12 protein-coding genes are annotated in these 12,545 nt (G+C 73.0%); 5 read left to right on the top strand and 7 right to left on the bottom strand.

The genetic code is table 11. The annotated features are described in order from the left end of the window. The first annotated feature begins 32 nt into the window (after positions 1 to 32). From ACTJK8_RS05550 to ACTJK8_RS05560, 3 genes are all read left to right on the top strand, one after another. On the top strand, positions 33 to 716 hold the full coding sequence (locus tag ACTJK8_RS05550; protein ID WP_012321953.1) for an invasion associated locus B family protein: 684 nt from the start codon (positions 33 to 35) through the stop codon (positions 714 to 716). 137 nt (positions 717 to 853) lie between these two features. Next, on the top strand, positions 854 to 4,237 hold the full coding sequence (locus ACTJK8_RS05555; protein WP_012321954.1) for a hypothetical protein: 3,384 nt from the start codon (positions 854 to 856) through the stop codon (positions 4,235 to 4,237). Further along, on the top strand, positions 4,234 to 4,713 hold the full coding sequence (locus tag ACTJK8_RS05560; protein WP_012321955.1) for an AAA family ATPase: 480 nt from the start codon (positions 4,234 to 4,236) through the stop codon (positions 4,711 to 4,713). Before ACTJK8_RS05555 ends, ACTJK8_RS05560 begins: the two co-directional genes overlap by 4 nt. Positions 4,714 to 4,731: 18 nt before the next feature. On the opposite strand, the gene fliP is transcribed toward ACTJK8_RS05560, so the two are convergent. The 3 genes from fliP to ACTJK8_RS05575 are packed head-to-tail and all read right to left on the bottom strand — an operon-like array spanning position 4,732 to position 7,080. Next, the gene (fliP, locus tag ACTJK8_RS05565) at positions 4,732 to 5,499 is read right to left on the bottom strand and encodes a flagellar type III secretion system pore protein FliP (protein ID WP_012321956.1); all 768 of its coding nucleotides are present in this window, start codon (positions 5,497 to 5,499) and stop codon (positions 4,732 to 4,734) included. A 29-nt stretch (positions 5,500 to 5,528) separates the two neighbouring features. Beyond that, positions 5,529 to 6,596, bottom strand: coding sequence for a lysylphosphatidylglycerol synthase domain-containing protein (locus tag ACTJK8_RS05570; protein ID WP_012321957.1), 1,068 nt, complete (start codon positions 6,594 to 6,596; stop codon positions 5,529 to 5,531). A 55-nt stretch (positions 6,597 to 6,651) separates the two neighbouring features. Continuing rightward, on the bottom strand, positions 6,652 to 7,080 hold the full coding sequence (locus ACTJK8_RS05575; protein WP_106427940.1) for a hypothetical protein: 429 nt from the start codon (positions 7,078 to 7,080) through the stop codon (positions 6,652 to 6,654). A 194-nt stretch (positions 7,081 to 7,274) separates the two neighbouring features. Between ACTJK8_RS05575 and ACTJK8_RS05580 the strand changes: the two genes are divergently transcribed. Both ACTJK8_RS05580 and ACTJK8_RS05585 read left to right on the top strand, forming a co-directional pair. After that, positions 7,275 to 8,585 carry a capsule polysaccharide transporter gene (locus ACTJK8_RS05580; RefSeq protein ID WP_012321959.1) on the top strand — a complete coding sequence of 437 codons (1,311 nt, stop codon included), beginning with the start codon at positions 7,275 to 7,277 and terminating at the stop codon, positions 8,583 to 8,585. A gap of 105 nt (positions 8,586 to 8,690) precedes the next feature. Further along, the gene (locus ACTJK8_RS05585) at positions 8,691 to 8,975 is read left to right on the top strand and encodes a hypothetical protein (protein WP_012321960.1); all 285 of its coding nucleotides are present in this window, start codon (positions 8,691 to 8,693) and stop codon (positions 8,973 to 8,975) included. A 134-nt stretch (positions 8,976 to 9,109) separates the two neighbouring features. On the opposite strand, the gene flbD is transcribed toward ACTJK8_RS05585, so the two are convergent. The 4 genes from flbD to fliG are packed head-to-tail and all read right to left on the bottom strand — an operon-like array spanning position 9,110 to position 12,538. Beyond that, positions 9,110 to 10,471 (bottom strand): sigma-54-dependent transcriptional regulator FlbD, encoded by a 1,362-nt coding sequence (gene flbD, locus ACTJK8_RS05590; RefSeq protein ID WP_012321961.1) that lies wholly within the window; start codon positions 10,469 to 10,471, stop codon positions 9,110 to 9,112. 57 nt (positions 10,472 to 10,528) lie between these two features. Further along, positions 10,529 to 10,861 carry a flagellar motor switch protein FliN gene (gene fliN / locus ACTJK8_RS05595; protein WP_012321962.1) on the bottom strand — a complete coding sequence of 111 codons (333 nt, stop codon included), beginning with the start codon at positions 10,859 to 10,861 and terminating at the stop codon, positions 10,529 to 10,531. Between the two features lie 10 nt (positions 10,862 to 10,871). After that, the gene (locus tag ACTJK8_RS05600) at positions 10,872 to 11,483 is read right to left on the bottom strand and encodes a FliH/SctL family protein (RefSeq protein WP_024828322.1); all 612 of its coding nucleotides are present in this window, start codon (positions 11,481 to 11,483) and stop codon (positions 10,872 to 10,874) included. After that, entirely contained in the window at positions 11,480 to 12,538 is a 1,059-nt protein-coding gene (gene fliG / locus ACTJK8_RS05605; RefSeq protein ID WP_012321964.1) for a flagellar motor switch protein FliG, read from the bottom strand. The genes ACTJK8_RS05600 and fliG overlap by 4 nt, the downstream gene beginning before the upstream one ends. Positions 12,539 to 12,545 lie beyond the last annotated feature (7 nt).

Raw genomic sequence — 12,545 nt, forward strand, 5'->3', positions numbered from 1 at the left:
CGCCCAATGGCTCTCCGGGGGATCGTGATTCCATGCCGACATTTCGTGCGCTTCTGCGTCTCAGCCTGATCGCGACGTCGCTCACGGCGGTCCCGATCCTGGCGGCGCGCGCGCAGGATGCCGAGCCCGCGGCCGCGCCGGCCGCCGAAGCGCCCGCGAAGCCCAAGCCCAAACCGCGGCCGAAGCCGGCTCCCCACAAGGCGGCCAAGCCAGCCGAGGCGGCGAAGCCCGAGGAGGCCGCCGCGCCTGCGGCCGCGCACGCCGCGTGGCCCACCGGCGCCAGCACCGTCAGCGAGAGCTACGGCGACTGGACGATGACCTGCACGCGCCCGAGCGACAAGGTCACCTGCATCGTGGCCCAGGCGCAGGGCGATTCGCGGACCGGCCGGCGCAAGTTCGGCTTCGAGCTGCAGACGCCCGCGAACGGCCGGGCCGAGGGGATCGTGCTGATGCCCTTCGGGCTCGCCATCGAGCCGGGCGTGACCTTCAAGCTCGACGAGCAGACCCTCGGCAAGGGCGCCCCCTACACGACCTGCAGCGCCGAGGGCTGCATCGTGGCGATCAGCTTCCCGACGCTCGCCCTCGACGGCATGCGCACCGCCAAGGCGCTGACCGTGACCGGCGAGAAGGCCGGCGGCACCGAGCCGGCCACCATCACGGTGCCGCTGACAGGCTTCCCGCAGGCCTTCGACCGCGCCGTCGCCCTGAGCGGCTGAGCCCGCCGCGGCCCGCGGCCTTTTCCGGTTACGGTTAAGCCAGTGTTAGCCGCGGTCGATCACGATGCCGCCGAGATGTGGCGCCGCGCGCCGCGAGCCCCTCAGGGGCCGCGCGCCGGGTTCGGATCGGCGAGGCGATGGGATCGGTTGGCGGGCGACCCCGGGTCGGTCGAGGACGTGGCGCGCGGCTGCTGACCGCGTCGCTGGCGCTGCTCGCCCTCCTGGCCGGGCTCGCTCCGGCGCTGGCCGCGCGGCTCGTCAGCATGAAGGGCAGCGAGGCCGGCACCGGGGCCGGCGGCTACGGCCGGATCGTGCTCACCTTCGACAAGCCGGTCACGGTCAAGGCGAAGCTCGCCGGCGGCGTGCTGCTCGTCAGCTACGGCGAGCGGGTCGCGCCCGGACCCGAGCATCTCGTGGACGAGATGCCGGCCTTCATCGCCAGCGTCCGCCGCGATCCCGACGGCACGGGTCTCCGCCTCGCCCTGCAGCGTCCCTTCCGGGTCAACGTCCAGTCGGCCGGCGAGCGCGTGTTCGTGGATCTGCTTCCGGAAGGGTGGTCCGGACTCATGCCGCCGCTGCCGCCCGAGGTGGTTGCCGAGCTCGCCCGTCGGGCCCGGGTTGCCGAGGAGGCGCTCAGGGCGCGCACCCCGGAACCGGTGCGCCGGACGCTGTCGCTCGAGCTGGCGCTGCTCCCGACCCTGACGCGGCTGTCGCTGCGTCTGCCCGCGGAGGCCGTCTCCGCGGTGACCGCCGAGGGGCCCGCGACGCGCGTGCGGGTGATCGGCGCCTGGACCATCGATCCGAGCGGAACCCGCGGCCGTCCGCGGCCCGGGATCGCCAAGCTGGCGACGGAGACCGACGCGAACTCGGCGAGCCTCCTGATCACGCCCGAGGACGGGTTCACGATCGGCACGGAGCGGGAGGACGGCGCCATGTTGGTGGACGTGGTCCGCCGCAAGCCGCTGGAGCCGGCCACGGCCGCCGTCGAGGTGCCGGGGCCCGCCGCCGCGAAGCCGGCCCCGTCGCCCCCGGTCGCGCCGCGTCCGGCCCCCGCCCCGGCGCCGTCACTCGCGTCTCGCCCGCCCGAACCGCCGCCGACGCGCCGGGCCGGCGGCGGCCTGCTCTTCCCGTTCAAGACCCTCCCGCCGGCGGTCCTGTTCGAGCGCGGCGGCATCGCGACGCTGGCCTTCGAGACCGCCGAGCCGGTGGTCGTCCCGCCGTCGAGCCAGGGTCTCGCACCGACGGGCGCGCCCACCCGGACCGGTCCGCTCACGGTCGTGCGGTTCCCGGTCCCGCCCGGCCGCCTCGTCGATCTCAACGCCGTCACCACCGGGACCGGCGTGGCCTGGGAACTCTCGGCGGGGGATACGCTGAGTCCGAGCGACACGATCGATCCCGTCCGCAAGCCCGACCCGTCGGGCCGCATCGCCGTCACCCTGACTCTGCCGCATCCCGGATCGACGACGTGGCTCGCCCTCGACGACGAGCGAATCGCGGTGGTCACGTCGGCCGCGCAGCGCCCCGTCGGCAATCCCAAGAACCGTCGCTTCGTCGATTTCGAGATCCTGCCGAGCCGGCACGGCCTCGCGGTGCTCGCCGGCGCCGACGACTTGGCGGTGCGGCCCGAGTTCGAGGGCGTCTCGATCGGCCGCGAGGGCGGCCTCGCCGCCTCGATGGCGGCGCGCAAGCCGGACACGGTGCTCACCGACGCGGGAACCCTCGCGATCGCGCGGGAGCCCTGGGAGCGCGCCCGGATGGGGAATGTCCGCGAGACCCTGCGCGGCCTCTTCGACGCGGCTGTGGCGGCGCCGCCGTCGGAGCGCGGCCCGGCCCGCCTCGCGCTGGCACGCGCGGACCTCGCCAACGGCCTCGACTACGAGGGCCTGATCGCCCTCGAGATCGCGGCCGCCGACGATCCGCTCCTGGCCACGCAGCGCGAGACCGCCCTCCTGCGGGGCATCGCCCTGGTGCGGATCGGCCGGAACGCCGAGGCGCTGAAGGCCCTCAGCGTCCCGCCCCTGGTCGACGACCGCGAGGCCGCTCTGTGGCGGGCGATGGCCTCGGCCGGGGCGGGCGACTGGAAGACGGCGGAGTTGGGCTTCCTCAAGGTGCTGCCGCTGGCCAACGGCTATCCCGCGGACGTCGCGCAGCTGATCCGGGCCCGCGCCGCCGAATCGGCGATCGAGAACGGCGATGCCGAGACCGCCGCCGCGCGCGCCGAGGCGGAGCGTGCCCTGCCGCCCTGGATCCGTGATCGGCTGGCCCTGGTTCGCGCCCGCGTGGCCGAGGCCACCGGCCAGACCGAGGCGGCCCTGGACGCCTATGCCCGGCTCGACGATTCGGCCGTGCGCCCGGTCTCGGTCGAGGCCGCCCTGCGCGGCGCGCTCCTGGCTCAGGCTTCCGGCAAGCTGGCCCCCGAGGCCGCCATCGAGAAGCTGGAGCGGCTCGGCCTGACTTGGCACGGCGGCCCGACCGAGGATGGCATCACCGCGGGCCTCGCCCGCCTCTACCTCGCCGCCGGCCGGTGGCGCGACGCCTTCGCGGCGGTGCGCCGGGCCAACGTCTCCGCCCCCAACGCCCCCGGGACGGCGGCCCTGACGCGGGAGGCGCAGACGGCCTTCGAGAACCTCTACCTCACCGACAAGGGCAACACGCTGCCCGGGGTCGAGGCCGTGGCGCTCTTCCTCGATTTCCGCGAGCTGAGCCCGATCGGGCGGCGCGGCGACGAGGTGGTGCGCCGGCTGGCCGACCGCCTCGTGACCCTCGACCTCCTCGATCCGGCCGCCGACCTGCTGCAGTACCAGATCGACAATCGCCTCACCGGCCCGGCGCGATCCGCGGTAGCGGCGCGGCTCGCGACGATCCGGTTGATGGACGACAAGCCGATGGAGGCCCTGAAGGTCCTCGACGCCACCGAGCTCCCCGAGCTTCCGGGCGAGCTGAGGCGCGCCCGCGGGCTCGTCCGCGCCAGGGCCCTGTCGGACCTCACCCGCACCGATCTGGCGCTGGAAACGATCGAGGACGAGAGCGGCCCGGACATCGACCGTCTCCGCGCCGACATCTACTGGGGCGCGCGCCGCTGGCGCGAGGCCGGGGAGGCCCACGAGGCGCTGCTCGGCGACGCGTGGCAGTCCGGCCAGCCGCTGGACGAGCAGGCGCGCGCCGATGTCGTGCGCGCCGCGATCGCCTACGATCTCGCGCACGAGGCCATGGGCCTGGAGCGGCTCAAGGCGAAGTTCTCGGAAGGGATGGCTGCGAGTCCGGACGCCCGCACCTTCGCGCTGCTGACCGGCACCGACCCGACCCGGGCACCGGGCTTCCGGGACATCGCGGCGCGTGCCACGAAAGTCCAGACGCTGTCGGCCTTCCTCGCCGAGTATCGCAAGCGCTATCCGGATGCCGCCGCCCCCGATCGCGGCCGCCCCGACGCGCCGGGGGCGGGCGGCGAGGCGGCGGCCGACGGTGCGCAGGGCGGCCAGCAGCAGAGCAGCGCCGAGACACCCGGTACGCCCCCCGGGTGAGCGCGGCGGTCGTCATCGACCCGGACGCCTTCCTCGAGACCGAGCGCGGCCGCGTCTGGACGCCCGAACGGAACGCCGAGGCGTGGCGGCTGGCCCTCGCGGCGCTGCGCGCGGCGCTCGCGGCGGACTCGGTCGAGCGGCTCGTGGTCGTGTGCGGGCTGCAGGGGGCCGGCAAGTCCACCTGGATCGCCCGGCAGCGACCTCAGCTCGGCCGCGTCTATTTCGACGCGGCCTTGCCTGGCCGGCAGCACCGCGCGCCGATCCTCGCCATCGCGCGAGCCCGCGGTGTCGCCGCGGAGGCGGTCTGGATCCGCGCGCCGCTCGCGGTCGCCCTCGAACGGAACCGGCGGCGCACCGCCGACCGGCAGGTTCCCGAGGCGAGCGTCCGCTCCGTCGACCGACTGTTCGAGCCGCCCTCGCGCGCGGAGGGCTTCGCGGCGGTCCGGATCGTCGACGCGGCGTCCCGGGCGGACTGACGGCCCGGGACGCCGCCGTCATCCGCCGTAGCTCTGGACCAGGGATCCGGCGACGAGGGTCCAGCCGTCGACCAGCACGAAGAAGATCAGCTTGAACGGCAGTGCGACCGTGGCCGGCGGGACCATCATCATGCCGACGGCCATCAGCACCGAGGCGACCACGAGGTCGATGATCAGGAACGGGATGAACAGCAGGAAGCCGATCTCGAAGGCGCGGCGCAGTTCCGAGATCATGAAGGCCGGTGTCACGATCTCCAGGCCGACATCCTCGGGGCCCTTCGGCGCCGGCACCTTGGCGAGGTCGAGGAACAGCTTCAGGTCCTTCTCGCGGACGTTGCGCAGCATGAAGGTCTTGAACGGTGCCGAGGCGCGCTCGAACGCCTGCGCCTGCGTGATCCGGCCGGCGATCAGCGGCTCGATGCCGGCGCTGTAGGCGGCGCGGCCGGTCGGGGCCATCACGAAGGCGGTCAGGAACAGCGCGAGGCTGACGAGCACCGCGGTCGGCGGCGCCGTCTGGGTGCCCAGCGCCGACCGCAGGATCGACAGCACCACGACGATGCGGGTGAAGGCCGTGGCCATCACCAGCACCGAGGGGGCCACCGCCAGGACGGTGATGAGCGCCACGAGCTGGAGAGCGCGCTCGGTGGTGCCGCCGGCACCGAGATCGAGGGTGACGCTCTGCGCGACGGCCGGTCCGGCGGCGAGCAGTCCTCCGGCCACCGCGCCCAGTGCGGCGAGCGCGATCCGCAGCAGGCGCGGCTTCGGGACCTCGCGCGTCCGGCGCATCGGGCGTGTCGGCACGGGAAGGTCTCGGGTCACGGACGGTCGCAACTGGGTGTGGCCGCGCGCACGCCGGCGCGGCGGGCCTCGAGGTTCTGCCAGACGAGCAGGGCCGGCAGGCCGAGCACCACGTCGGGCACGCGGCGCGCGAGCGACAGGGCGAGGGCGGTCCCGGCGTCGATGCCGAACAGGCCGCAGACCAGCACGAGCCCGCCTTCCTGGACGCCGAGCCCGCTCGGAACCAGGAAGGCAGCGGCCTTGATCGCCTGGCTCAGCGCCTCGATCACCAGGATGTCGGCCCAGCCGACATGGTCCACGCCGATGCAGGCGAGGACGACCGCGACCTCGGCCGTGCCGAGCAGCCAGGCCAGGGCGTGAAGGGCGAAGGACTGGGCGAGATGGCCCCGGCGACCCGGAGCCCAGACCGCGTCCAGCGCGCCCTGGATCCGGCGGTTCGGCTCGGGGCGGGCCTCGGCCTCGCGCACGAAGCGCCGTCCGAGGGCGGCGACGCGGTCCTCGAGCACCCGCACGATGCCGGTCCGCTGGAGGGCGAAGAACGCCGCCACCGCCAGCCCGGCCACGACGAGCGTCCGCAGCGTCCAGCTGGCGAGGGCGGCCGCCTCGGCGCCCTCGACCCGGCTCAGGAGGCCGGCGCCGAGCCCGGCGAACAGGGCGAGGGTTCCGACCTGGAACAGCATGTCGGCCAGGACGGAGGCGGCCGCCAGGGAGCCGGCGACTCCCCAGAAGGTGAGGAGACGGGCGCCCAGGACGTCCCCGCCCACCGAGGCCACGGGCAGGAGCACGTTGATGCCTTCGCGGACGAAGCGCAGGATCAGGCAGGCCGGAGCCGTCGCGGGCGCCAGACCGTCGAGGATGCGCGCCCAGGCGAGCCCGCAGAGCAGGATGACCAGGATCCGCACCAGCGTGACGCCGGCGAAGCCCGCCACGCCGATCCGCCCGAAGGCCGCGGCCACGGCGGCGAGATCGTTGGTCGCCACGAGCCAGACCGCGAGGCCGAGGCCGATCAGGGTGCCGAACAGCGGCAGGCGACGCAGCGCGGCGTGGGCCGCCCGCCGCTTCCGGGAAACGCGGTCGCCGGTCACGGTGTGAGGGCCTCGCGTCGAGAGGCGGGCAAGAGCGCGCTCCAGGTTGTGCCGGTCAGCGGACCGGCGGCGATTCGTCGGGTGGTATCGCCGCTAGAGTCGTATTGGGGCCGAATTCGGGGACCGCGCGGCGCGGCAGGACGGGATTGAGCACCGCGGCGAGCGCCTCGGCGGAATCGGCCGCGGGGTCGAGCAGGACGACCCGGCCCGCGGCCAGGCTCGCGCCGGTCGCGACCGCCACGGCGCGCTTCGGGCAGGGACCGAGGCAGCCCGATTCCACGATGCGGAGCTTCTGCCGGCGCCCGGCCCCCCCGTCGCGGGCGGCCCGCTTCCCGGCCTTCTTCAGCAGCGCGCGGAGATCGCGCCCGCGCAGGCCCTGCCGCTTGGCGCATTTGGAGCAGACGACCACGATCTCGGACAGGTTGGTCTTGGCCGTGCGGCCGGCCGGGCGGCCATCCGGGGCCGCGGCACGCGGTTCTGTCATCATTCAGAGACTGTAGGACGCGATACCCGTCCCGGGCTACGGCCCCCGTCGCCGCGGTGCAGCAGCCGAGAGGCGGTCGGGCCGGGCGCCATAAAAAGGGCCTAAAAGAACGGGATCCCGGTCACCGCGCACGGGCCGCCCCTCGGCCGGCGCCGCGGCAGCGGAACCGGCGCAGACCCAGGAACAAAGAGCGGATGAGCTTCGACGACGTCAAGGACGACACGCGCGAAGGCGAGATCGTGACGTTCGCCGCTCCGACCATGACGGAGTTGCGGCGCAGTGCGGAGACGATCCGGCCGGTGCCGGAGAAGCGCACCGCGCGGGCCCTCGTGACCACGGTGCGGCAGCGTCTCGACTGGAGCCGTCTGCCGGGCCTGCGCCCCCGCGAGGAGGACACCTCGACCTACGGCGCGCGGATCATCCGCCGCGTCGGCCTGTTCGTGCTCCTGCCGACCCTCGTGGTCGGGCTCTACCTGTTCGCGTTCGCGTCCAACCAGTACGTCGCCGAAGCCCAGTTCGCGGTCCGCGGCAATGTCGAGCCGATGGAGAACATCTCGCTCGGCCAGTACACGAACCTCATTCAGAAGCACAACAGCCAGGACAGCTTCATCGTCCGCGACTTCATCAACAGTCAGACGCTGGTCGAGGCGCTCGAGAAGAGCATCGGCATCTCCAAGATGTTCTCCCGGTCCGAGGCGGATTTCTGGGCCCGCTTCGACCCCAGTGATCCCATCGAGGACCTGACCAAATACTGGCGCAAGCACGTCGAGGCGCATATCGACTCGATCTCGGGCGTGATCCGACTGTCCGTGCGCGCCTTCACGCCCGAGGACGCCCTGACCATCGCACAGGCGGTGGTGTCGCGCTCCGAGGCGCTGATCAACGACATCTCGAAGCGCGCGCAGGCCGACATGGTCGCCCAGGCCGAGGCCGACGCGAAGACCGCGCAGGACCGGCTGCGCAAGGCGCACGTGGCGCTCCAGGCGTTCCGCAACCAGTGGGGCGTGATCGATCCGATCAAGACCGCCGAGGGGACGCTGACCACGCTGACCCTCCTGCGGAAGGACAAGCTGAAGGCCGAGAACGACCTGCAGGTCCTGCGCAGCTCCAATCTCGACGAGCGCTCGCGCTCGATCCAGACGCTGGTCGCCAACATCGCGGCCATCGATCAGCAGATGAAGGCGCTTCAGGACGAGCTGACGAGCGCCAACGCCGCTGCCGGCGGCCAGAACATGACCGAGGCGCTGCTCCAGTACGAGGGCCTGCTGGTCGAGCGGACCATCGCCGAGAAGCTCGAGGAGTCGGCCCACAGCCTGCTGGACCGGGCCCGCATCTCGGCCAGCAAGCAGCACATCTTCCTGGCCACGTTCGTGCCGCCGGTCCTGCCGACCGACAGCCTCTATCCCGAGCGGGGCCACTCCCTCTTGGTGTCGTTCTTCTGCTTCCTGGTGATCTGGAGCTCGTCCGCGCTGCTGATCGCCGGCATCCGCGACCAGCGGATGTAGTCGCGGGGACCGCGGCCGCGGGATCTGGATCCCGGGGCGCGCGATCTGTAGAGGGGGGCGGCCCGGCGAACCGGGCGCCCCTGGATGAGCGAAGTCTAACGGTCCATGTCGGATTTCTCCGATCTCGTCGCGAAGGCGATCCAGCCGTCGATGACCCGTGAGGAGCGCGAGGCGGTCTACACGGTCGTGCGGCAGGCCGTGCTCCGGCTGCAGGAGCGGGAGGCGTTCCCGCCCGACGATCCGCGGGTCGCCCTTCAGCGCCACCTCGTCGAGGAGACGATCCGCGACGTCGAGGGCGACGTCGCCCGCTACGAATCCCTGCGCAAGCTCGACGCCGCCTTCGCGGCCCAGGCCGAGGCCCACAAGGCGGCCCAGGGCGGGCGGCGCTAGAGCGTCTCTCCCGCTCCGCTCCCGTCACGGCCCGGGTCCGCCCTGCGCTGGCGCGTCGGGATCCCGGGCTCCGCCGCCCGGCCCCGGGATGGCGGGGTGAAGCCGATCCCGAAGCCCCTACAGGGACACGCGCGTCAGCCGCAGGCGACGCTCGCCCGGACGCTGCCGGGCTCGGCCACGTCGAGACCGGCCGAGACGTACTCGTTGAGCTTGTTGCGCAGGGTCCGGATCGAGATGCCGAGGATCTTGGCCGCGTGGGTCCGGTTGCCGAGGCAATGGTCCAGCGTGTCGAGGATCAGGTCGCACTCGACCTGCGCCACGGTCCGGCCCACCAGCCCGCGGGTGGCGGCCTCGGCGACCTGCGCGGCGCGCGCGGCCGGCCCCTCCGCCGCGAAGGTCTCGCCCTCGGGCGAGAGGATCGCCTCCGGGCCGATCGCGTCGCCCGAGGCGAGCAGCACCGCCCGGTGCAGGGTGTTCTCCAACTCGCGCACGTTGCCGCGCCACGGGTTCCGCAGCACGAGCGCCCGGGCCTCCGCGGAGAGCGGGCGGACCGGCATCCCGTTCACGGCGGCGTATTTCCGGGCGAAGTGAGTGGCGAGTTCGAGGATGTCGGCCGGTCGCTCGCGCAGCGGCGGGAGCCGCAGCCCGACGACGTTGAGGCGGTAGAGCAGGTCCTCGCGGAACGTGCCCTTGCGGACCTCCTCGGCGAGGTTGCGGTTCGAGGTGGCGAGCACGCGGATGTCGACCCGGACCGGGGCGGTGCCGCCGACCCGGTCGATCACCCGCTCCTGCAAGGCGCGCAGCAGCTTGGCCTGCAGGCGCACGTCCATCTCGGAGATCTCGTCGAGGAGCAGCGTGCCGCCGTTGGCCTCCTCGAACCGGCCGATGCGCCGGGCGACCGCGCCGGTGAACGCGCCCTTCTCGTGGCCGAACAGCTCGGACTCGAGCAGGGCCTCGGGGATCGCCGCGCAGTTCACCGAGACGAAGGGCTTGCCCGCCCGGTTGGACTTCTGGTGGACGTGCCGGGCCAGCACCTCCTTGCCGGTGCCGCTCTCGCCGGTGATCAGCACCGAGGCCTCGGAGCGGGCGACCTGCTCGGCGAGCTTGACCACCCGCTCCATGGACGGGTCGCGCCAGACGAAGGCGGCGCGGTCGGTGGCGACTGCCTCCAGCACCGCCGCGATCATCTCGGGATCGGGCGGGAGCGGGATGTATTCCTTGGCGCCCGCCCGGATCGCCGCCACGGCGGCTGAGGCGTCCGCCGAGACGCCGCAGGCGACCACCGGCGTGCGGATCCGCTCCCCCTCCAACGCGGTGACGAGCTCCCGGATCGGCAGCCCCACGTCGATCATGATGAGGTCGGCGCCCCGCGCGCGCAGGACGGTGAGGCCCTGCGGAACGGCGTCGGCCTGCGTGACGGCGGCGCCGCGCTGCATGGCGATCTTCGAGGCGGTGATCAGCTCGCCGTTGAGCCGCCCGATCATCAGGAGCCGCATGGTTCGTCCCTCTCAAAACCCGGGCGCGGACAGCCCCCCGGCATCCGCACCGAACAATCACTCACCCTTGACGATCTCGGTCATCGTCACGCCGAGGCGGTCCTCGACGAGGACGACCTCGCCGCGGGCGACCAGCCGGTTGTTGACGAACACGTCGATCGCCTCGCCGACCTTCCGGTCGAGTTCGAGCACCGCGCCGGGCGCGAGCCGGAGCAGGTCGCCGATCGGCATCCGGGCGGAGCCCAGCACCGCCGAGACCATCACGGGCACGTCGAAGAGCTGCTCCAGGTCGGCCGCCGTCTTCGGCGTGGTGGGCGCGTCGCGGATCGAGCCCGCCGCGTAGTCGGTGTCGTGCTCGCCGAGCTGGGGCAGGCTGAAATCGTCGGACATCAGGATCTCCTCACGGGCTCGTCGGCAGGCCGAGGGCGTCGAGCACCGCCGCCTCGATGCGGGCGCGCTCCCGCACGATGCCGCCGTCCGCCCACTCGATGCGGGCGTCGCCCGCCGCCATGTCGGGATCGCCCAGCACCACGAGCCGGCCCTCGTAGCCGCGCTCGCGGGCGAGGCGCTTCACCAGGGCCTCGGCGTCCTCGACGAGGCTGTCGTGCACCCGCACCACCAAGTGCGGCACGCCGCGCAGGTGCTGGAGCGCCGTCCGGGCCGCCTCGCCGATCCCGGCGAGCGGGGCGGCGTCGAGGGCGTCGCCGGCCACCTTCCGGGCGATCAGCATGGCCACCTCGACCGCCTGCGCCTCGCGCTCGAGGTCGCGCGCGTCGGCCTGGGCGATCAGGCCCGCGGTGGCCAGCGCCAGGCGGGTCATGGCATCGGCGAGCCGGCCCTGGACCTGCGCCTCGGCCTGGACCCGGCCCTCCTGCATGCCGCGGGCGTGGGCCTCGGCCTCGGCGCGGGCCGCGGCCTCGGCGGCGCGCTGGGCCTCGGCGCTGGGGCGGGCGCTGCGGAAGTCGGTCTCGAACAGGAACGGCTTCGCGCTCCGGGCGGATTGGGCGCTCAATAGACCAGCTCCTCCTCGGCGCTATTCTTCGCGATCATGATCTCGCCCTTCTCGGCGAGGTCCTTGGCGATCTCGGTCATCTTGGCCTGCGCCTCGTCCACCTCCTTGAGGCGGACCGGCCCGAGCGAGGCCATCTCGTCCGTGAGGTTCTTGGCCGCGCGGGTCGACATCTGCCTCAGGAAGAAGCCGCGGGTGGGCTCGTTGGCGCCCTTGAGCGCGCGGCACAGGGTCTCGTTGTCGATGCCGCGCAGCAGCGTCTGGACGCTGCCCGGATCGAGCTTCAGCAGGTCCTCGAAGGTGAACATCAGCTCCCGGATCCGCTTGGCCGAGCCGCGGTTGGCCTGGTCGAGCGCGGCGAGGAAGCGGCCCTCCGTCTGCCGGTCGAAGGCGTTGAACACGTCGGCCATCATCTCGTGGGCGTCGCGCCGCTGGGTCTGGGCGATGGTCGACACGAACTCGACTCGCAGGGTCTCCTCGATGTGGCGCAGGGCCTCCTTCTGCACCGTCTCCATGCGCAGCATCCGGTTGAGGACGTCGATGGCGAAATCCTCGGGCAGGATGGTCAGCACCTTGGCGGCGTAGTCGGCCCGCACCCGCGACAGCACCACCGCCACGGTCTGCGGGTACTCGTTGCGCAGGAACGAGGCGAGGATCTCCGGATCGACCTGGGCGATCGAGGCCCAGACCCGCTTGCCGGACGCGCCCTTGATCTCCGCCATGATCAGCGAGACCTGGTCGCTCGGGAAGATCTTCAGGAGCAGCGCCTCGGTCCGCTCGAAGTTGGACGAGATGCCGCCGCTGTTGCTGAGCTTCGTCACGAACTCGATGATCAGCTTCTCGACGGTGGTCGCCTCCAGCGTGCCGAGCTGGACCATCGCGTGGCTGACCTTCTTGATCTCCTCCTCTTCGAGCATCTGCCAGATCGGCGCGCCTTCCTCCTCGCCGAGCATCAGCAGGAGCGCGGCGGCGCGCTGCGGGCCGGGCATCGACGCGAACGAATCGCCGCCCGCCGTCGCCAGCGTGTTCGCCAGACCCTGTCCCGCACCTGCCGCCATCGTGTTG

It is taken from the genome of Methylobacterium sp. 22177 (genome assembly GCF_052045615.1).
GTDB classification, from domain to species: Bacteria; Pseudomonadota; Alphaproteobacteria; order Rhizobiales; family Beijerinckiaceae; genus Methylobacterium; species Methylobacterium radiotolerans.